21 protein-coding genes are annotated in these 18,968 nt (G+C 37.8%); 2 read left to right on the top strand and 19 right to left on the bottom strand.

Going from position 1 to position 18,968, the window contains the following annotated elements:
- Positions 1-87 precede the first annotated feature (87 nt).
- Genes M899_RS01995 through M899_RS01985 form a run of 3 tightly spaced genes read right to left on the bottom strand, consistent with a single transcriptional unit; the run spans position 88 to position 2,270 of the window.
- Positions 88-987: a LysR family transcriptional regulator gene (locus M899_RS01995; protein WP_021269711.1), complete on the bottom strand. Its 900-nt coding sequence runs from the start codon at positions 985-987 to the stop codon at positions 88-90.
- 49 nt (positions 988-1,036) lie between these two features.
- Positions 1,037-1,708, bottom strand: coding sequence for a Fic family protein (locus M899_RS01990; protein ID WP_021269732.1), 672 nt, complete (start codon positions 1,706-1,708; stop codon positions 1,037-1,039).
- Positions 1,698-2,270, bottom strand: coding sequence for a hypothetical protein (locus M899_RS01985; RefSeq protein WP_034727419.1), 573 nt, complete (start codon positions 2,268-2,270; stop codon positions 1,698-1,700). The genes M899_RS01990 and M899_RS01985 overlap by 11 nt, the downstream gene beginning before the upstream one ends.
- A gap of 136 nt (positions 2,271-2,406) precedes the next feature.
- Here M899_RS01985 and M899_RS01980 point away from each other — a divergent pair, with 136 nt between their 5' ends.
- Positions 2,407-3,318, top strand: a complete 912-nt coding sequence (locus tag M899_RS01980) for a glutaminase (RefSeq protein ID WP_034727416.1) — start codon at positions 2,407-2,409, stop codon at positions 3,316-3,318.
- A 42-nt stretch (positions 3,319-3,360) separates the two neighbouring features.
- Here the strand turns inward: M899_RS01980 and M899_RS01975 are convergent, their stop codons facing one another.
- The 4 genes from M899_RS01975 to mtnB form a co-directional block, all read right to left on the bottom strand.
- Positions 3,361-4,353, bottom strand: coding sequence for an extracellular solute-binding protein (locus M899_RS01975; protein WP_021269708.1), 993 nt, complete (start codon positions 4,351-4,353; stop codon positions 3,361-3,363).
- A 111-nt stretch (positions 4,354-4,464) separates the two neighbouring features.
- On the bottom strand, positions 4,465-5,145 hold the full coding sequence (gene mtnC, locus M899_RS01970; protein WP_034727414.1) for an acireductone synthase: 681 nt from the start codon (positions 5,143-5,145) through the stop codon (positions 4,465-4,467).
- Positions 5,142-5,663 (bottom strand): 1,2-dihydroxy-3-keto-5-methylthiopentene dioxygenase, encoded by a 522-nt coding sequence (locus M899_RS01965; RefSeq protein ID WP_021269706.1) that lies wholly within the window; start codon positions 5,661-5,663, stop codon positions 5,142-5,144. Before M899_RS01965 ends, mtnC begins: the two co-directional genes overlap by 4 nt.
- Positions 5,664-5,674: 11 nt before the next feature.
- A complete protein-coding gene (gene mtnB, locus M899_RS01960) occupies positions 5,675-6,322 on the bottom strand; it encodes a methylthioribulose 1-phosphate dehydratase (RefSeq protein ID WP_021269739.1) in 648 nt (215 codons plus the stop codon).
- A gap of 113 nt (positions 6,323-6,435) precedes the next feature.
- Here mtnB and M899_RS01955 point away from each other — a divergent pair, with 113 nt between their 5' ends.
- Positions 6,436-7,581: a pyridoxal phosphate-dependent aminotransferase gene (locus M899_RS01955; protein WP_021269710.1), complete on the top strand. Its 1,146-nt coding sequence runs from the start codon at positions 6,436-6,438 to the stop codon at positions 7,579-7,581.
- 41 nt (positions 7,582-7,622) lie between these two features.
- On the opposite strand, the gene M899_RS01950 is transcribed toward M899_RS01955, so the two are convergent.
- The 12 genes from M899_RS01950 to M899_RS01895 form a co-directional block, all read right to left on the bottom strand.
- Positions 7,623-8,207 carry an HAD hydrolase-like protein gene (locus M899_RS01950; RefSeq protein ID WP_021269714.1) on the bottom strand — a complete coding sequence of 195 codons (585 nt, stop codon included), beginning with the start codon at positions 8,205-8,207 and terminating at the stop codon, positions 7,623-7,625.
- Between the two features lie 82 nt (positions 8,208-8,289).
- Positions 8,290-9,246 carry an alpha/beta fold hydrolase gene (locus tag M899_RS17390; protein ID WP_021269724.1) on the bottom strand — a complete coding sequence of 319 codons (957 nt, stop codon included), beginning with the start codon at positions 9,244-9,246 and terminating at the stop codon, positions 8,290-8,292.
- A gap of 26 nt (positions 9,247-9,272) precedes the next feature.
- The gene (locus tag M899_RS01940; protein WP_021269741.1) at positions 9,273-9,683 is read right to left on the bottom strand and encodes a hypothetical protein; all 411 of its coding nucleotides are present in this window, start codon (positions 9,681-9,683) and stop codon (positions 9,273-9,275) included.
- Positions 9,684-9,789: 106 nt separating this feature from the next.
- The gene (locus M899_RS01935) at positions 9,790-9,987 is read right to left on the bottom strand and encodes a hypothetical protein (RefSeq protein WP_021269728.1); all 198 of its coding nucleotides are present in this window, start codon (positions 9,985-9,987) and stop codon (positions 9,790-9,792) included.
- A gap of 232 nt (positions 9,988-10,219) precedes the next feature.
- Positions 10,220-11,395: a chorismate-binding protein gene (locus tag M899_RS17385; RefSeq protein WP_021269736.1), complete on the bottom strand. Its 1,176-nt coding sequence runs from the start codon at positions 11,393-11,395 to the stop codon at positions 10,220-10,222.
- A 5-nt stretch (positions 11,396-11,400) separates the two neighbouring features.
- Positions 11,401-12,747 (bottom strand): replicative DNA helicase, encoded by a 1,347-nt coding sequence (gene dnaB / locus M899_RS01925; protein WP_021269720.1) that lies wholly within the window; start codon positions 12,745-12,747, stop codon positions 11,401-11,403.
- A gap of 106 nt (positions 12,748-12,853) precedes the next feature.
- Positions 12,854-13,471, bottom strand: coding sequence for a 50S ribosomal protein L9 (gene rplI, locus M899_RS01920; protein WP_021269722.1), 618 nt, complete (start codon positions 13,469-13,471; stop codon positions 12,854-12,856).
- Positions 13,468-14,508: a DUF2232 domain-containing protein gene (locus M899_RS01915; protein ID WP_021269737.1), complete on the bottom strand. Its 1,041-nt coding sequence runs from the start codon at positions 14,506-14,508 to the stop codon at positions 13,468-13,470. Before M899_RS01915 ends, rplI begins: the two co-directional genes overlap by 4 nt.
- Before the next feature lie 15 nt (positions 14,509-14,523).
- Positions 14,524-15,150 (bottom strand): 30S ribosomal protein S18, encoded by a 627-nt coding sequence (gene rpsR, locus M899_RS18170; RefSeq protein WP_021269725.1) that lies wholly within the window; start codon positions 15,148-15,150, stop codon positions 14,524-14,526.
- A gap of 180 nt (positions 15,151-15,330) precedes the next feature.
- Positions 15,331-15,810 carry a hypothetical protein gene (locus M899_RS01905; protein ID WP_021269712.1) on the bottom strand — a complete coding sequence of 160 codons (480 nt, stop codon included), beginning with the start codon at positions 15,808-15,810 and terminating at the stop codon, positions 15,331-15,333.
- Positions 15,811-15,879: 69 nt separating this feature from the next.
- Complete coding sequence (locus tag M899_RS01900) at positions 15,880-17,457, bottom strand: Rne/Rng family ribonuclease (RefSeq protein WP_021269730.1); 1,578 nt, start codon at positions 17,455-17,457, stop codon at positions 15,880-15,882.
- 23 nt (positions 17,458-17,480) lie between these two features.
- Complete coding sequence (locus tag M899_RS01895) at positions 17,481-18,695, bottom strand: NupC/NupG family nucleoside CNT transporter (RefSeq protein ID WP_021269729.1); 1,215 nt, start codon at positions 18,693-18,695, stop codon at positions 17,481-17,483.
- Positions 18,696-18,968: the final 273 nt, after the last annotated feature.

The following is an 18,968-nucleotide window of genomic DNA, read 5'->3' as shown; positions in this document are numbered from 1 at the left end:
ATATCCCTGTTCATTTGTCATATCGGATACTTGGAAAGCGACTTTAGGTTTTTTTAACTACTTGGCCTATTATAATAAAGGATGAAATCACTTCGTCTTTTTAAAACTCTCTATTTCTTTTAGCAGAAATGTTTTAAAAAGTTTTTTGCGAGCAGGCATCGTATCTTCAACGCTCGTCAATAGGAATAGGCTTGAGAGTAGAGTCTTACTCCCAACTTGATACAAGGATTTTCTTTCCATGGCCTCAATTACTGGTCTAGAAAGAAAAGGGAGAACACCATAAACACCAGGATTATTTTCTAAATAGCCGACTAAAGCGCTATGAGAATTGGCCATAAATTTTAATTTGTATTTAAACTTACTCGTCTTCGCAATATGCTTTTTAACAAAATTTCCTATTAATGGATCATTTTCACTGTATCCGGCAAATTCCATTTCTTCGACTTTAAGATCAAATTTTTGATTTTTGTTTGCTGAGAGCAAGTAAGAATTCTGCTCAATGAATTTATAACTTCTAATATTATCCTGATCTAGCGGTTTAAGCCCTACTCCAAAATCGACCTTTCCCTCTAATAATAATTTTGGAACTTCATTCATCGCACAAAACTTTAACGAGAGCTGGATATCGGGATATTCCTGATTAAACTTAGAACACAATGGGGCCATTACAAGTTCACCAAACTCCAATGGACAGCCAACAATAATTCTTCCCGATTTATTATCTGCATGATCACGAATACTTTGAATTGATTCAGTAATGTCATTCATTGCAGATGAAATATTATTATAAAATGATTCGCCTTCTGCTGTTAGTACGACTCTTTTATTATCTCTTCTAAATAAAGAGACTCCAATAGACTCTTCTAATTGTTTTATTTGGCGCGAAAGACCCGGCTGGGCCATTTGTAAATTTTTAGCGGCCTTTGAAAAGTTCAAGGTACGGGCCAGTTCAAGGAAAGAAACAAGATAATTAAGGTTGGTTTCCATTCGTTATCTATAACAAATTTTTATTGTTAATTATATCAATCTAGAAAAATTACCCACCCCTAACAATTTCATAAGGTCTTTTAATTGCATCAAGAGTCCTCAAGACACAGACTTTCTTTGAGACTTTTTGAGCACCTATAAGATTTCCCACAAAACTTGATATATTAGAATTGAAACACAAGGGCAACAGACCAGATTGCAACAATAAAAGATCAGCACTTAGCCTTGCAGTCCTGCCATTTCCGTCTTTAAATGGATGTAAATTTATGAGCCAAATATAGACTTCAATGGCCTTTTGAATGGGGTCAGAAAGTGTTAACACTTCATTTTCAAAACGCTCTTTTGCAAGTGAAAGAAATTCGAACTCTAAATACTTCCAAGGTCCAGCAAAGATTTCATCAACTCTTTCGTTATTTTCATTATTTGTTAAAAGAAAATTCAGTTTTTTAGCACTGGTATGGTTTATCGAGTTATTAGACTGTATCAAATTGAAAACTTCTTTATTTGCACTATCCCAATGTTCTAAGTGAGAGCGATTACTCCATAATGTTGATGAAGAGATAATTCTATAATCCGTCATCTTCTGGAGAGCTTTGGTACTAAGCTGTGTTTCTTTTTGGAGGGAGAGGACCTCCCTACAAAGAGTAAGATAATCCTCATCGTCTTTGTAGGAGAAGTCCGAAAGAAATTCTAAAATTTCTTCTGAAGTCTTATTTATCATTTGTTTCTAATAAAATGGGGTTTTTCATCAACATTGCAAACAATGCTTCTTCGTTATAATTAGTAAGATCGCTTGAAATAACTCTTAAAATTTTTCCTTTAGAAGATTCTACAATTTCAACATCAATGACGACATCCCTTTGACAACTTGAAGTCGACTGACAATCATAAATTTTGTATCTGTTTTTTCCTGATTTTTTTGCATAGTAAAACTCATCAACACCAGAGTCTTCAGAGTTTTCAGAGTGCTTTTTCAAAGTTACGACAACTTCGTAATCAGCATAAAAATCTTCAATTCCAGTTTCCATTGACCAAATTGTCGGTAGAGTTGTTCTTTTAACAAAAGCAAGACTCACCTTTTTCATCACTCTTTCTTTAAAGTAGTTTCCGGCCTCATCATACTTCCACTCATCCATTTCAATGGGTACTGAAATGAATTCACTATCTAAGAGCTTACGGTCAACCTTTGCCTTAAGGTCTTTCACTTCAGATACTCTTTGTGCTCCCATACTCATTACAGGGTTTGCTAATAAAATCGTTGATAGTAAAATCTCTTTGTTCATAATGATCTCCACAAGCTTTGTTTTTGTTGGTGCAAAGATATAAAAATCAGACGACCAAATAAAGACCATTTAAGTTATGAATGCTATAACATTTTGTTATAACAAAAGACCATATTTCAAAGAGTTAGAGTTTACTATGAAAAAACAACTTCAAGAGAGTATCGAACTGGCAAAACACCTATTAGGTCAAGGCCATGTGGCAACCTATATCCCCGAGTTATCAAAAGTTGAACCTAAGCAATTTAGTGCGGCCATTATATGCCACTCATCTCTTGAAACTTTTGAGTTTGGTGAAAAAGATAAACTATTTTCGATTCAAAGTGTCTCGAAGCTTTTTTCACTTACGCTTGCCCTTAATGAACTCGACGACAAGCTATGGCTAAGGACAAATAAGGAACCTTCTGGAATGGCCTTTAATTCTCTAGTTCAACTTGAATATGAGCAAGGGATTCCAAGAAATCCATTCATCAATGCCGGAGCGATTGTTACAACTGATATTCTTTGTGAAAAATATGGCAAAGATGCTTTCGCTAAAATTTTATCATTCATCCAAACACTGGCCGGAAATGATTCTATTAATTTCGATGAAAATATTTATCAAAGTGAGAAATCAACGGGCCATAGAAATTATGCCCTCGCCTACTTTATGAAAAGCTATAACAATATTCACTGTGATGTAGACCTTGTACTTGATACCTATTTTAAAATGTGCTCAATCATGATGAGCTCAACTGATTTGGCCCGCGCTTTTTATTTTCTATGTAATGGTGGGCTCGATATCAAAGGAAATGTTGTAACAAATTCTCGTCACACCAAGAGGATCAATGCTTTAATGATGAGTTGTGGAACTTATGATAACGTTGGTGAAGTGGCCTATCGAATTGGTCTTCCCTGTAAAAGTGGTGTTGGTGGCGCCATCGTAGCTGCACTTGCAAACAACTATTCTATTTGTGTTTGGTCGCCTGCTTTGAATGAAAAAGGAAATTCTTTATTTGGTATGAAAGTTCTTGAAGAATTCACAACACTTACTGGAAAAAGTTCTTTCTAAAAAAGAAGTGCCACTTCTAAAGAAAGTGGCACATTAAAAAGCTTATTTGTAATCTGCTTCATTCATCAGTTCTACAGCTCTTTGAGCATGAGCACCAATCTCACCAACAGTAGTTTGATCAACTTCGAAAGGGCCAAAACTCTTTAGAATGTCATGCATATTAGCTTCAGCATTAACTGGGTATTGGAAGAAATATTCAGCAACAGGAGTCTGAATATCTTTTGTCAGTAAGTATTCTACTAACATTTTTGCTTCTTTAACATTTTTCGAGTGCTTAGTTAGTGCAATACCAACACCGTTAACGTGTGCACCAGTTGTTCCTTGATTCGGAAAAAATGGTCTTGTTGCAAAGTTTGCATCGTTTACGATGAATGGAGGGAGGTAGTATGAATTTGCAATACCAACATCACAAACCCCTTCAGCAACTGCACTGATTACAGCACGATCGTTGGCCATAGGTTCTACTGCGAAGTTTGCTACTAGCCCTTTTAGAAGTTCAAGAGTTTTTGCTTCGCCAAAGTGGTGAATAAAATATGCAGTTAGTGCTTCATTGTAGCTATTTTTAGATGTTCTAACACATAGACGCCCTTTCCACTTATCACTAGCAAGATCTTCATAAGTTGAAAGTTCAGAAGGATCGACTTTGTTTTTGTTATACATAATCACACGTGAACGATAAAAAATTGTCGTCCAATTTTGATTAAGCTCTACAAAATTTGCAGGAACATTTGCCGTTACAACATTGGAATTAAGTGGCTGATACAGATCTTTCTTTAGGCCCTTTGAGAAATAAATAAGATCTTTATCTAAATGAAGATCGGCAACAGTGTTCTCACCTTCTTGTTCAAGCTTTTTGATAAGATCATTGCTCTTTCCGTCAACAACTTCAATTTGAATACCTGTGGCATCAATGAATGGTTTAAAAATAGGAGCTAAATCCTTTCCCTCATATACTGAATAAAGTGTGATTTTTTTTGTTTCACCAAAAGATAAAGTGCTTACTAAAGCAGATAGAATCAATATAACATTCTTCAAAATATTCTCCTCGTAATGTTTATTTCGTTGCAAGATAGATACGAATTTTTGTTTGTCTTGCCAAACAAAATCGTACCTACCCAAACATTATTCGGAGTATTTCACATGAATTTAAATACTTAGCTCACCAAATTGGCCAATGACAGCGTGTGAGCCTCTAACCACATTCTCATCTCTTACAAGTTGAGTTGTCATCATCCCTGCGTCCTTGGCCGCATCAAGTTCTTCTTTTATATCCGAAAGAAAAAGAATCTCATTTGGATTAAGTCCAAGTTCTTTTGCGATATTCAAATACGATTGAACTTCTCTTTTATGACCAACCAATGTATCAAAATGGGCCTTTAAATAAGGGCGAAGATTCCCACTCGTAGAGTATTCAAAAATCAAATGTTGGGCCTTTACTGAACCTGAAGAATAGATTCCGAGGGCCAACCCTTTCTCTGACCATATTTTAAAACAAGGAAGAACGTCCTCATAAACATGACCTTTGATTTCTCCACTTTTGTATCCCTCTTCCCAAATCAAACCTTGTAATGTTTTAAGAGCAAAGTGCTTGCGATCTTCTTTAATCCATTTCAATAAAAGAAGAACCGCTTGCTTATCTCCAAGTTCTCCAAGACCTTCTTTTTTAGCGTCTGCTTTTACAAGATCCAGTGATTCGCGAACTTCTTTTTGAGAAATATTGTGTGTAACAAAACTCTCCATTCTCTCTCTAGAGAATGGAAAAAGTACTTCATGGACAAAACTAATTGATGTCGTTGTCCCTTCAACATCCATTAAGACAAATTTCATGGATTATATCTCGCATCTACGCCAGATCCCGTATAGTGCGGAACCCATCCTTCCATATTAGAAAAGATACGTATGGCCTTAACAAAATATTTTGGAGCAAGATCAAACCAATGCTTATAATTTTTAGGCACCGCCATGAAATCACCTGCATTACATGTCACACCTAAAACTTCACCATTGTCTAAATGAAACCAAAATAAACCTTCACCATCTACGAAAAAGCGAATTTCATCTTCACTATGAGTGTGCTCTTTCATGAATTTTTCGCGAATGGCCTCTAAATTTGGAGTAGCAGGGGTTACATTAATAACATCTGCAGTTTCATAACCATTTTTTTCCATATAAGGCTTCAGTTCATGTTCATAGGCCTTGAGAATTGTTTCTTGATCAGCATCATCAGAAAGCTTCGTGTTCGCGGCCCACTGATCGATCATTATGTTATGAGTCCCTAAGATACTTTTAATTTCATTGAAATCAGTTATCGTTTTATCTTCATTTGCAATATAGAGTTTTGCCATGATCTAATCCCCTATTTCAATTTGTGTGTGTTTAAGTAATATTTAAACAGATATTCAAAAACTTCAAGGTGTCTTTTCGCCTCTTCAACTGATTCACCCCAAACATAAATACCGTGACCACGCAAAAGAAGACCGTAACAACCTTTGTTATCTTCGATAAGTGGAATAACTTGCAAAGAAAGATTGTAGATATCTTGGGTATTTTCAAAACATGGAATTTTAATTTCGACTTCGTGAGTTTTGATTCCTTTAAAACCTTTTAGAAGTTCTAGGCCAGATAATATTGCGTGATCTTTTCCTGGAAATAAATCAGCAAATAACAGAGAATCCAGCATATGCGAGTGAAGAACACAATTGGCCTTAGTCGCTTGATAAATTGATAAGTGAATATCCGTCTCATCTGAAGATTTACGACCAGCAAGTGTAACACTCTCGTCAGGAATGCGAGTTTCATAATTTACAGGCAAAAAGTGGTCCACAGTAAACTTACTCTTATCGATACCAGACTCTGACACTAAGGCCATTTTTGCGTTAGTTTTAGATCTGAGTGAATAGTTACCGCTGGTGGCCGGATTATGGCCCATTGTATTCATGACACGAACGAGACCTGCAAGCTTCTTCATTTCTTCGTGGTCTAGCGCACTTGTAATAAATGACATAGATTCCCCCTGTGCTGTATTATGTGTTTTACAATCTATAGAAAAAAAACCTTTTTTTGGCCACGAGTATGTAGTAAAGATAGGCCAACAAGCAGAAATTTTTAGGAAAAGTTATGAAGTCAATGAATCATGTTGTGAGCAATTTTAAAGAGTCCATTTTCTCAACTATGACAAAAATGGCCATCGAAAATAAGGCGATCAACCTCTCTCAGGGCTTTCCAGATTTTGATGGGCCAAAATGGGTTATCAATCTTGCAAAAGAGGCCTTAGATGAAGGTCACCTTGGAAAGAATCAATATGCACCTTCAATGGGAATTCTCTCTCTTAGAGAAGCAATCTCTGCTAATTATAAGAAATTATATCATCTCGATTATAGCGCAAGCTCTGAAATTCTCGTTACTAACGGGGCCACAGAAGCGATTTTCTGTGCCTGTCTTGCTCTCCTAAACCCCGGTGATGAAGTTATTGTGCTTGAGCCATTTTACGACTCATATCTGGCCGCCATTGAACTTGCAGGGGCTAAAATAGTGCCAGTGACACTTAAAGCACCGAATTTCACTTACGATATCAATGAAATCAAAGAAGCGCTTACTGATAAGACTAAAATGCTCATTATCAACAATCCTCATAATCCTTCAGGTAAAGTGTATGACAAGAGCGAACTCTCTGAGCTTTGTCAGTTTGCTTGTGAAAACGACCTCTATGTTATGAGTGATGAAGTTTACGAGTTTCTAACATTTGAGAAGGCCCATATTCCAACGGCCACTCTTGAGAATATGAAAGAGAGAACAATTACAATTTCATCAACAGGAAAAACTTTTGGCCTTACAGGTTGGAAAATTGGTTGGGTTTGCTCTAGCGAAACAATCATCTCGGCCATTCACAAAGTTCACCAATTCAATGTGTTTTGTGTTGCTCACCCCTTGCAAGTGGCCATGGCACGTGCTTTAGAAAAAATGGATGAATATATCATCGAATTTAAAAGCGAGTACAAAAGAAAGCGCGACCTTCTTGTGAATGGTCTAAAAGATGCTGGTCTCAACGTTCTAAATCCTGCGGGGACGTACTTTGCTCTGGTCATGTTGCCTGAAGGTGAAAATGACGTGGATTATTGCAAGAAACTTATCGTAGAAAATAAAGTTGCTGTAATTCCAACATCTGCATTTTACCTAAAGTCAGATGAAGGAAAAAGAATTGTGCGCTTTTGTTTTGCCAAACAAGATGAAACTCTGTTGAATGCACTTAAAAATTTGAAATAGTGTCACATCGTCGTTAGACAATGTGACACCTTTCGATTTTTCTAGAGACAGTTCTCTGGAATTGAATTTGTATAATGAGTCTCAAGAAAATCGTCAATTTCATCTACGGCCACATAACCATCGCTCGTGCTATCGACGAATAAGTGGCCGGCAATACCCATTGAGCTTGCCTTTTCAACCTCAACGATATTTTCTGAAACATAGGCCATCGGACAATAATCTGCTCTTTCCATGGCCTTCATATACAGAATATCTGCAGGCTTTAACTCTGAGTTATTAAGCGGCAGAAAAACTTCATCAAATTGCGTCCAATCGAAATCTTTATCATCAGTCCAATTTTTAGCAATATATTCCTTTAGCGTTTTAAGTTTTTCATCGTAGTCCATTCCAAATTGTTCAGGGATATTTGAAATGATCCCGACTTTATATCCACGGTCTTTAAGACGCTCAATATACTCTTTTGTGCCATCAAAATACTTAAACCCGGTTTTGGCCTTGGTATTAATAACCGTATCGCCAAGGTCGAAATAAATCCATGATGACTTCGAACTTGCCTTCACGTTAAAAGAACAAATCCCCGTGACAAGCACACCGAGTAACTTCATTTTAATTAGCATTTTTCTCATCTTCGCCTCCTTGAGATGACTTCCTAATACAAGTATCTCTCTAAGGCGAAAAAGAGCATTGATCTAGATCATTTTTTTTTATCTATTTAGATACGAAATATGGAACAATAAGCTTTAGTAAATCGTGTGGGTTTTCCCAATGAGGAACGTGCGCACCTTCTGGGAAAACATAGTATCGATCATTGGGCCTATCCTGGACAAAACGAGGCAATTGAATGCTCGGAGGAATCACTTTATCATTGGCCCCATAGATAATGAACATAGGCGCCTTGATTTTAGAGATGACACTCGCGTGTCTGAAATCATAATTTGATTCGACTTCTAAGAGGTTCATATAACTTTCGACATTACCTTCAGATTGGAACATCATGCCGATTCTTCTTAGCTGCTCTTTAACAAACTTAGGATGTGTTGACTCTCCTACTACACCTGGAATTTTGTTACCAAACAATCTAATAAAGTCTTCACCGAAATACTTTCCCCCCATAGAAACCACAAATTTATAGATGGGATTGCTCGCATCAAATATCCAAGGAAAGTCTTGAGCATAGGCAGCACTATCTAGGAGAACAACCTTTTCAACTTTTTCAGGATGGTGATAAGCGTAGTACCAAGTGAGAAGGCCACCAAGAGAGTTGCCCATCATTGAAAACTTTTCAAGCTTCATCATTTTAAAAAGCTTATCCATAAATACAACAGACTCTTCGACAACTTGGTCAGAAGGGATTTCGTCAAATGGATCAGACAACCCAAAGCCTGGAATATCAAAACGAAAGACTTTAAAATGCTGCTTTAAAGTCGGCATTAGCAGGTCCCACGTATGAAGGGAGTCTATGGTCCCGTGAACAAGAACCAAAGCTGGCCCTTGTCCCTCCATTCGATAGTGGATTTTTTTATTATCAATTGTAATGAAACGAGAGCCGCTCTCATAAGAGGCATAACGTGCAATAACTTCTTCTTCAGAATAAAGCTCTTTTAAATCCTTAAAGACACAGCTTGAAAGTAATCCGGTCAAAATTAGAAATAAAAGTGCTCTCATATTCATATCCTCGTTTTAGCAAACGACTAGTAGTCTTTAATAAATGTCAATTTTTGACATCTTACTAGTTCACCCTCTCTGGTGTGAGTTGTAAAGGAATATGGTGTTGTGTGATTCGTTGCAGGATCGAAGTCGATACGGGCCGAATAAAGCTCGTGGCCTATCTGTACAGTGTCGCTGACAAAGGTATTATCAAACTCTAAAAATGCTTTATCGAAGTGAAAGAGCTCTTTATAGCGCAAAGAATAGGTGATCCCTTTAATCTCAGCGCGAATTGTTCTATTAATTACGGATGACCTATAAGTCCCATGGTCAATTTTTAATACTTCCATTTGGCACTTTCCCCCTTTATCAGGATCAGCACCCTCATAAACACCAACTTTAATTGCGGCCAATGAACTAAAAGATAAAAGACTTAATCCAAGTAATAGCTTCATAACGAGTCCCTTCAAAATGAAAAGGGATCGCACAAGGCGATCCCTCTATATATTAAGCACTAATGTGAAACAATTCCTATGTTTCGCTTAATAGGTCAAAACAAAATTATGCAACACCCATTGTAGCGTCAAGATACTTAAGCATAGATGAGCGAAGATCATCCATAGATACAGGGCCATCTTCTAGCAAAAGCTCTTGTTTAATAAAATCCACTGGAAAACCTGTTAACTCTGAAAGCGTCCCGAAGTCCACCATCTCTTTCCCAACCGTTCCATCCTGATCGATTACCTTAGTAGCTGACATATTACACTCCCTTGTCTTATTTCAGCCTTGCACTATCTTGTGCAAATTGCGCCACTTTCTGATTTCCTCTCTGTGCGCCAAAAAATCATATCGACTTGCAAAACTTAATGTCAAACTAATAGGGCCCATAATAATGAATTGTAAGAAATTATTAGAAAGTGGACTAAATTACTCACAATTAACTGAAATCACTAAAATATTGAGATGTTATTTTATAACTATTTGAATTATCTTAAGAATTTCTCAAGACATTAAGAAAACTCTGAACTTTCATTTTCATTTCATCGAATTCAGAATCGCTTTTGCTTAAAAGAGTAACGCCGCCGCCAGCTCCATAGCTGGCTTTTTTGTTTTCAAAGTCCACAATCATCGTTCGAATATTGATAGAAGCGGCCTTTATTTTATTATTTAAAAATATCGTTGAGCCAGTGTAGAAAGATCGCTCTCTAAGCTCCACTTCCTTTATGATTTCCATAACACTTTTCTTAGGAGCACCGGTAATACTCCCCCCTGGAAAAAGTGCTTTTAAAACTTCATACAAAGAAGTCGCTTTAGAAAGATTTACATCAATGAGAGAAAACTGATGAACAATTCCTGGAACCAGTAAAGGGGCCCTCTTAATGCGCACAACAGAGTAAGGGTCACTAATGCGTGAAAGATCGTTTCTTAAAAGATCTGTGATCATATACAACTCACCTCGATCTTTTTTTGAATTCAAAAGCTTTTGCCAACCCCTCTTCCAATTTTTGGGCCTCTCAACACTTCCTTTAATAGGCATCGTCCATAGATTAATATGCTCTTCTTTTTCCTTCGCTTGAAACAAACACTCAGGCGAATTACTGAGAAGAAGTTTATTCAAGCACGGAATGTAAGTTGAGTGGGCATAAGGAGAGAGCTTTTGTTTTTGCGACCAAAAGCTCATATAAAAATCTAAAACCTTAGCATCGTCATTGAACCTGTAGTCAAATGGAAATGTTAAATTAACCTGATAGCAATCTCCATTTACTAAATGCTTCTGAACCTGCTTAAAGGCCTTCGTATAGTCTTTTTTAGAAACGCTAAACTCTTCTTTTAGTGCCAATGAAGATCGTTCACTAATTTTGAAATCTTTTACAATGATTTCTCTTTCGTACTCAATATCAATTCCAAGCAAACAGTGATCAGAAACACTTCCTAATTCAAAAAGTTCTCCGAGTTCATAGCAAAGATGCATAACTCTTTTTGAATTTGTCGTGAGTTTAAGAACCTTCATCTCGGCCAGCCAGGCACCAATGTCGTAATCTTCTTGTAACCCTGTCTTTAAATCAATGCGATAATTTCTATAATAGGCAAAGGCCCGCACTGGGCCTTCGAGAAACATCCACTTATTGCCGAGATAAAAAATTGAGTGCAGTTGTGAAACGTTCATCCCAATTACTGAGCTGGTAGGCCTTCAGAATGAGAAAGGTTCTCAAAGCTTGTGTGCGCCCCAACGAAGGCAAGCTTTGCAGTTCCTACTGAACCGGCACGGTTTTTACCGATGATAACTTCGGCAACACCTGGCTCTTTTGTGTCAGGGTGGTAGTACTCATCACGATAAACGAACATTACAATATCCGCATCCTGCTCGATGGCCCCAGATTCACGAAGGTCAGATGTGTTTGGTCTTTTATTTGGTCTTGATTCAACTCCACGGTTAAGCTGAGACAGAGCGATCACTGGACACTCAAGTTCTTTGGCAAGGGCCTTAAGTCCACGTGACATTTCCGAGATCTGCTGTTCACGAGAAGTTGTTTTCGTATGCGGAGTCATTAGCTGAAGGTAGTCGATAACAATCATACCGATTCCCTCTTCCGCTTTGATTTTACGACATTGAGATTGAATATCAAGAAGGTTGATACCCCCATTGTCGTTAATATAAATCGGGAACTCTTGAAGTTCTTTTACAGCTCGTCCAATTGAACGAAGGTCTGTGTCCATGAAATTTTTCTGACGGATACGTTTAGAGTCAACCTTGGCCTTCTGAGTAAGAAGACGCATTGAAAGCTCTTTTGAAAGCATCTCTAGCGAGAAGATCACGACAGGAAGTCTAGTTAGAGAACAAGCATTCTGTGCGATATTTAGAGCGAGGGCCGTCTTCCCCATGGCAGGACGGGCAGCAAGGATAATAAGCTGACCAGGCTGCATTCCAAGAAGAAGCTCATCTAGCTTCGGGTAACCCGTTGGGATACCTTGAACTTCACCTGGTCTTCTCGAAGTATCTTCCATCTCTTTTAAGTTTTCTTTCAAACAAGAGTTAAGCTTCACGATACCAGAAGTCTTGGCCTCATTTGTTAGTTTAAAAAAGCTCGACTCTACATCTTGGATAAAGTCTTCTACTTTTCCAGTATAGCTAATACCCATTTCAGATACGCGCATCGCAGTTCTTACGATTTCCCTTAATGATGATTTATCTTTTACAACTTTACCGTAGTGATAAATATTGGCCGCAGAAATTTGCTCTTCAATAATTTCTAAAATAGCAGAGTTTCCACCAACTTCTTCAAGTTTTCCGCGATCAGTAAGGGCCGAACATAGAGTGATATAATCGATGGGCTTGTTGCTAATTGCAAGGTCGCAAATTGCATCAAAAATAATTCCATAACCAGGATGATAGAAATCTTCTTTTTTCAATTTCAAGTCACTAATCTCATCATAGTTGTTTCCATCAATGATAAGACATCCTAATAGCGATTTTTCAGCTAAAAGATCGTGTGGTAATTCGCGTATTGGTGCGTTCATGAACTCCCCTTGAAATGATGGTGTGGTAGAACTTTATACCACAAAAAAAAGGCCTGGAAAACTTCCAGGCCCTTTATTTATCGCATGAAACGAAAATACTTTGAGATTAACCTCTAAGGATTCTGTTTGCTTCTTGCTTAAGCTTCTCTTCTTCAGAAAGTTCTTTGTTTGCGTCAACTTCTTCAGAACCTTCAGCTTGTGCAAGAGCAGCGGCCGCAGCAGCAGCTTCTTTTTGAGCTTGTGCTTCTTCAGCTTTTGCTTTTAGTTCAGCAATTTGAGTTGGGTCTTGCTTAACTTCAACTGTGAACTTAGTTTCTACACCTGTGAAAAGCTTAGCTTTAACAGTGTAAGAACCAACAGCTTTGATTGGGTTATCAAGAACAAGTACTCTTCTTTCAATTTCTACGCCTTGAGTTTCAAGTTCTTTTGAAAGCTCAGCAGTAGTGATTGAACCGAAAAGCTTACCGTTAGCTCCAACTTTTTTGATAAGTTCAAGCTTGATAGCTCCAAGTTTTTTAGCAGTAGCTTCAGCAGTAGCTTTTTCTTCGCTTACTTTTTTAGCTAGCATTTTTTGAGTGTGATCATGTTGCTTCTTATTTGATTCATCAGCAACAACTGCATTACCATTTGGGATAAGGAAGTTTCTAGCAAAACCAGCTGAAACGTTAACTACGTCACCAACGTTACCTAGAGCCTTCACTTTTTCAGTAAGAATGACTTTCATATTATATCTCCTTCATTTCTACTTTTTTTTTTAAGTTTGTTTTTAAAATCAAAAAACAAGTCCAAAACACCAGTTAGGGCCACAACTTTAAACCCCATAAATATTGTAAACATTGTAAGAAAAGTTCTAAGAAAACCTTTAATACTTAAGAAATCAAGAAACGCTAAGTAGCACCCAAAACCTTGGAAGAAATAAAAAACTCCAAGCGAGTAAATTACGTTATATCCAACTACTTCTGCCCATGGACCAATATACTCCGTTCCAAGAATCAATCCCATACCCGCAAGAAGTGGATAAATAAGATAGTCTGGAGTTCTGAAGTTTACAAAATCCTTAAGTTTGTAGGGATAGTTATGTCTATCTTTCCAAATAAAAGTATTTCTAAAAACTAAAAATAAAGTCAGCCAAAGAGTAAAGAAAATTCCTACAAAAACAGCAGTGAATGACCAATCAAGAATAAGCTTAACGGCATCAGCTGGGTTTTTTAAAGTCATCTCTAAAACTCTCGCTTCAGGTCCACCTGCAGCAAGCATCGACTTTACATTCTCACTTTCAAGAGCTGTCTCGAAAGTTTTTGTTACAACACTATTGAGTTGTTCAGTCACAGGAACTTCACTCACCATCGCCACTCCTCCAACAAGCAGAAGAACAGCAGAAAGGATAATAAAGCCTGATCTTAATAACCCTTGGACAGGTCTTTGTCCTTTAGCAATAACGTGCGAAGCGAAGAAACCAAAAACCATCGCCACAAAAAAGACACCCGCTTGAGAACCTAAAAAAGCCGCCGCAGGAAAGAAAGTTGCAAGGGCCATTAAAGCTCCCACAACAACGATCCCAACAACAGAAGTTTTTAAAGCTCCGTATAGGATGTAGGCAAAGGCCATTGGCACTGGCGCAAATAGAGATAACGGACCAAAGCCACTAAAAGCAAGGGTCAACACTAAAAAGAAAAGAAGCTTGCCTAGGGTAAGTTCCCCAGCAACAAAGCGTCCTTTGTCATTTTCAGAATGTTTGTATTCTCCGTTTTCGTTTGTCATGCCTAGTTACCAATCTTATTCTAAGAATTGTCCTCTTACATAAGATACGATACCGATATTTCTAGCTCTCTTGATTGCTGTGTTAGCAAATCTTTGGTGCTTTCTTGAAATACCAGAAACTCTTGCTGGAGAGATTTTACCGAATTCATTTAGAAGCCAGTTGAAAGTCTTTGGATCTTTCCAATCAGCTGTAATTCCCTTAGCAGAGAACCAACAGTTCTTTCTTCTAGCGAATTTTCTTCTGTCACCAGCTTCAGCACCTTCTTCATTTTCTAGATCGTCAACGATTGAACCGTTGTACTTCTTAGAGAATGGAGTTTTGTACTTTTTAACTAGTGTTTCAGCTTCAGCTTCGCTATCAGCAACTTTAACTAGAAGTGAGTTAAGTACGCTTTCATTGATCCCGATTCTTCTGTTAAGCTCAACGTTGTTGTCTTTGTTAGCTTTGAACATGAAGTAAACGTAACGACCAGTTTTGATTCCTCTTTGGTTTGGTTGAGAGAATTTTTTAACTCCCCAATCATCTGTTAGAAGAACTTCACCATCGTGAGCAGTTACTACGTCTGTAACCATTGCTTGAAGTGCTTTAACTTGTTCGTCAACAAGTTCCGACTTAGCCACTAGGGCCAACTCATAAATCATAGATTCCTCCTGGACTAACGGCCAAATCCCCAATGGACCTGGCGAGTATTAATCATCGTAAATGTCCGTGAACTTTAGCAAAATAAGGTGCTTTCGTAAATGGCCGAGGCATTTTTTTAGGGCCCTTTTTACAGGCCCTAAATGGGCTAACCCTCTGAAAGAAGGTCGAGGAAATAAAAACTATTTTCCTAATTCAAATTCTACCAAATAATTTCCAGTCGACGCCTGGCAAGAATTTTCAAAATCTGCAGCAAATTTAAGAGCAAAATAGTAATAATATTTAGAAATATATCTGAAACCTTCACGCATTACGGAATCAAGCACTGCCCCTTGCTCAGAACAATTATCGCCTAAAATTTGAGAATCGACAAAAGTCAAAGTGTCGGCCACAGCATCAATTGTATAATGTGCGCGGTATTCACAGTTTTTTGAATCCGTTGAAATAAGATTGATAATCGCCTCAGTCATATCCGTATTCACACCAAGATGAGAAAACTTCATTTCAATATTTTTAAATGTGTCAGCTGTTTCAGTAGCTGCCTTAAAGCTCTTACATGAAAATTTAGTGTGATGAGCGTGATACTTGAATTCAAGTGGCGATACAACTTCGGCCATTGTGTTAAAAGAAAATAGTGCTGTAATTAGTGCGATATATTTCATAAGTCCCCTCTCGAGAAATGTTTTTCTTAAGAGGAGATTTATAAAAGTTTGAACAATAAAACAATAGTTTTATTGTGGAAATATTTCGTATTGCTCAATATGGTAATTATTTTCAGAACGAATCTGTAAAGTTTTTCCAAACGCTTCTTCAAGAGTCTCGATCAAATCAAGATCCTCTCCACAAAGTCTTGCTGTCACTTCAGGGTGAGCAAAAATTGCGACTTTCTTTCCAGAAGATTTTCTTAGTACTTTCGTTAGCTCTCTTACAAGCTCGTAACAAACAGTCATTGTCGTCTTAACCTGTCCTGTTCCTTCACAGTAAGGACAAGACTCACACATTACTCTTGTTAGAGTATCGCGTGTTCTTTTTCTCGTCATTTCCACAAGACCAAGTTCAGATATAGGAAGAACTTTTGTTTTGGCACGATCTTTTTTAAGAGCTTCAAGAAGAGAGTTGTAGACCATTTCTCTGTGCTCTTCTTGTTCCATATCGATAAAGTCAATAATGATTAGACCACCACAATTTCTTAAACGCAGTTGATAAGCAATCTCTTTAACTGCTTCCAAGTTTGTTCTAAGAATCGTTTCTTCAAGAGTTTTTCTACCAACAAATTTACCAGTGTTAACGTCAATCGAAACAAGAGCTTCTGTTTGATCAATATTTAATGATCCACCAGAGCGCAAGTAAACTTTATTAGAAAGGGCCCTTTCAATTTCAAGGTCCACACCATATTTTTCAAAAAGAGGAACTTCAGCTTCATACTGAACAACCTTACCTTTTAGATTAGGCATGTACTTCGTAATGAATTTATCAAGTTCTTTAAAATTATCAACTGAATCAACGATGATGCTATTAATAGACTCATCAGTAATGTCGCGAAGAAGTCTTTGAATAAAACTTAGATCGTTATGACATAGGCTCGGAGCTTTTACACTTCCCTCTTTTTTAAGAACTTCTTTCCAAATTCTTACAAGAAGATCGTAATCATTTTTAAGAGTTTTATACGACTGTCCTTCAGCAACAGTTCTCGCGATCATCCCCTTACCTTCCGGGCGAATCGTATCAAGCATTTCTTTTAAACGCTCTCTTTCTGTATCATCCTCAATTCTTCTCGAAACACCAGTGTGTTCAATAAATGGCATGTACACAACATGGCGTCCAGCAATTGTAATATGACGGGTAACGCGAGGACCTTTTGTAGAGATTGGCTCTTTGGCAACTTGAACAAGAACTTCATCACCTTCTTTTAAGAAAGATTCAATCGTTGCATGTTCTGGACGAAAACGCATATCAACAGCATCAGAAAAAGTAGAGAGTTCATCAGGGATTACTTTCCCTTTTCTCTTATCCTCTTCTTCTTTGAGGATTTTTGCTTTTTCTTGCATTTCACGTTGTTCATCAAGAGTTGGAATGTAGGCATCATCTACATAGAGAAATGCGGCCTTTTCATAGCCAATATCAATAAATGCAGACTGCATACCTGGAAGAACTCTAAGAACTCTTCCTTTGTAGATATTTCCCACATGGGGATGGTTCTCACCATTTTCGCTGCTTCTTTCCATGAGATAATCAACGATTTCCCCATTTTCAAGCAAAGCAGCACGACACTCGCCGAGTGTTTGGTTGATAATCAGATCTTTAGACATAGGTATTCCTTAAAAAAAGTATTCTATATCAAGATACCTGCTATACAAGCTGTCATCAAGCAGGCAAGAGTACCACCTATTAGAGAGCGAACTCCCAATAGAGCAAGGTCTTTCCTGCGTTCAGGGGCCAGGGCACCAATCCCCCCTACTTGAATTGCAATCGAACTGAAATTTGCAAATCCGCATAGGGCATAAGTTGAAATAACAACTGAGCGTGGTGATAGGTCATTTAAATGTTTAGCAAGATCCAAATAGGCGACAAATTCATTAAGAATTAGCTTCTTCCCTAAGAGAGATCCTACTGTCATACAATCGGCCCATGGGACACCCATGATCCAAGCAACTGGTGAAAACAAATATCCTGTAATTAATTCTAAACTAAGTTGTGGGTAGCCAGCGAGACCACCTGCCCATCCAAGTAGCCCATTAAAAAGAGCGATAAGGGCAATAAATGAAAGAAGCATGGCCGCAACGTTAAGGGCAAGTTTTAAACCTTCACTTGCACCACTTGCAGCAGCATCAACTAAATTCGCCGTATTCTTTTCAATTTGAATTGAAACAGTTCCCTTAGTTACTGAGTCCTCACTTTCTGGCATTAACAATTTCGCACACACTAAAGCCGCTGGTGCAGACATAACTGAAGCTGCAAGTAAGTGAGCAGCATCAATTCCAAAACTCACGTAGGCCGCGAGTACTCCCCCTGCCACAGTAGACATACCACCAGTCATAAGAGCAAGAAGCTCTGAGCGAGTCATGCGCCCAATAAAAGGTTTAATCACTAGTGGCGCTTCTGTTTGCCCAGCAAAGATATTCGCCGCGGCCGCTAGAGATTCAGCTCCAGAAGTTCCCATCACTTTAACCATAACTTTGGCAGTGATCTTGATCACCCATTGCATGATTCCAATATGGTATAAGATACTCATAAACGAGCTCATAAAAAGAATTGTCGGCAGAACCATTGTGAAGAAAATAAATCCAAACTTTTTGGAATCAACAAGGTCACCAAAAATAAAACGTGATCCTTCATTTGTATAATTTAAGAAGCCAGTGAAAATTGTTCTCGCTCCCTCGAAAATTGTACGACCGATGTCAGTCTTTAGAATGAAAAGCCCAAGAACAAGCTGCAGGGCCACACCACTTAGAACTGTTCTCCAACAAATATTCTTCTTATCTTTACTTAATAAGAATGCAACGCCGATCATTGAAAGCAGACCAATAAAAGAAATCAATTTAGGCATGTGCGCTCCTAAAGATAAACATGTGTTGAAGATTATTGGCGGTTACCATAACGATGTTAATAAACTTAGGCAAGAAAATGATTCATTTATATGCACAGGGCCTAAACATTATTCTTTAGGCCCAGAGAATTAACTTATTAGAAAGTGAATGAATAGTTGAAGTAAGACGGGGCTTTTTGAGAAAGATCAGCGTTTTTTGAATACTCTGACTTATGCCATGAAGCTCTGGCCAAAGTTCCAAAATCAGGTTTTGAAGTTGATGCATTGTCCTCG

This window comes from Bacteriovorax sp. BSW11_IV (genome assembly GCF_000447755.1).
Classification (GTDB): Bacteria; Bdellovibrionota; Bacteriovoracia; order Bacteriovoracales; family Bacteriovoracaceae; genus BSW11-IV.
The sequence above is the reverse complement of the archived record's forward strand: the minus strand, read 5'-3'. Positions and strand labels throughout refer to the sequence as shown.

What these genes read in the sequence shown, in the direction of transcription:
- M899_RS01955 (WP_021269710.1), top strand. Translation starts at nt 6,436, where the DNA reads ATGAAGTCAATGAATCATGTTGTGAGCAATTTTAAAGAGTCCATTTTC.
- M899_RS01950 (WP_021269714.1), bottom strand. Translation starts at nt 8,207, where the DNA reads ATGAGAAAAATGCTAATTAAAATGAAGTTACTCGGTGTGCTTGTCACG.
- mtnC (WP_034727414.1), bottom strand. Translation starts at nt 5,145, where the DNA reads ATGAAATTTGTCTTAATGGATGTTGAAGGGACAACGACATCAATTAGT.
- M899_RS17385 (WP_021269736.1), bottom strand. Translation starts at nt 11,395, where the DNA reads ATGAACGTTTCACAACTGCACTCAATTTTTTATCTCGGCAATAAGTGG.
- M899_RS01980 (WP_034727416.1), top strand. Translation starts at nt 2,407, where the DNA reads ATGAAAAAACAACTTCAAGAGAGTATCGAACTGGCAAAACACCTATTA.
- M899_RS01985 (WP_034727419.1), bottom strand. Translation starts at nt 2,270, where the DNA reads ATGAACAAAGAGATTTTACTATCAACGATTTTATTAGCAAACCCTGTA.
- dnaB (WP_021269720.1), bottom strand. Translation starts at nt 12,747, where the DNA reads ATGAACGCACCAATACGCGAATTACCACACGATCTTTTAGCTGAAAAA.
- M899_RS01990 (WP_021269732.1), bottom strand. Translation starts at nt 1,708, where the DNA reads ATGATAAATAAGACTTCAGAAGAAATTTTAGAATTTCTTTCGGACTTC.
- M899_RS01940 (WP_021269741.1), bottom strand. Translation starts at nt 9,683, where the DNA reads ATGAAGCTATTACTTGGATTAAGTCTTTTATCTTTTAGTTCATTGGCC.
- M899_RS01965 (WP_021269706.1), bottom strand. Translation starts at nt 5,663, where the DNA reads ATGGCAAAACTCTATATTGCAAATGAAGATAAAACGATAACTGATTTC.
- M899_RS17390 (WP_021269724.1), bottom strand. Translation starts at nt 9,246, where the DNA reads ATGAGAGCACTTTTATTTCTAATTTTGACCGGATTACTTTCAAGCTGT.
- M899_RS01915 (WP_021269737.1), bottom strand. Translation starts at nt 14,508, where the DNA reads ATGACAAACGAAAACGGAGAATACAAACATTCTGAAAATGACAAAGGA.
- mtnB (WP_021269739.1), bottom strand. Translation starts at nt 6,322, where the DNA reads ATGTCATTTATTACAAGTGCGCTAGACCACGAAGAAATGAAGAAGCTT.
- M899_RS01995 (WP_021269711.1), bottom strand. Translation starts at nt 987, where the DNA reads ATGGAAACCAACCTTAATTATCTTGTTTCTTTCCTTGAACTGGCCCGT.
- rpsR (WP_021269725.1), bottom strand. Translation starts at nt 15,150, where the DNA reads ATGATTTATGAGTTGGCCCTAGTGGCTAAGTCGGAACTTGTTGACGAA.
- M899_RS01900 (WP_021269730.1), bottom strand. Translation starts at nt 17,457, where the DNA reads ATGTCTAAAGATCTGATTATCAACCAAACACTCGGCGAGTGTCGTGCT.
- M899_RS01935 (WP_021269728.1), bottom strand. Translation starts at nt 9,987, where the DNA reads ATGTCAGCTACTAAGGTAATCGATCAGGATGGAACGGTTGGGAAAGAG.
- M899_RS01905 (WP_021269712.1), bottom strand. Translation starts at nt 15,810, where the DNA reads ATGAAATATATCGCACTAATTACAGCACTATTTTCTTTTAACACAATG.
- rplI (WP_021269722.1), bottom strand. Translation starts at nt 13,471, where the DNA reads ATGAAAGTCATTCTTACTGAAAAAGTGAAGGCTCTAGGTAACGTTGGT.
- M899_RS01895 (WP_021269729.1), bottom strand. Translation starts at nt 18,695, where the DNA reads ATGCCTAAATTGATTTCTTTTATTGGTCTGCTTTCAATGATCGGCGTT.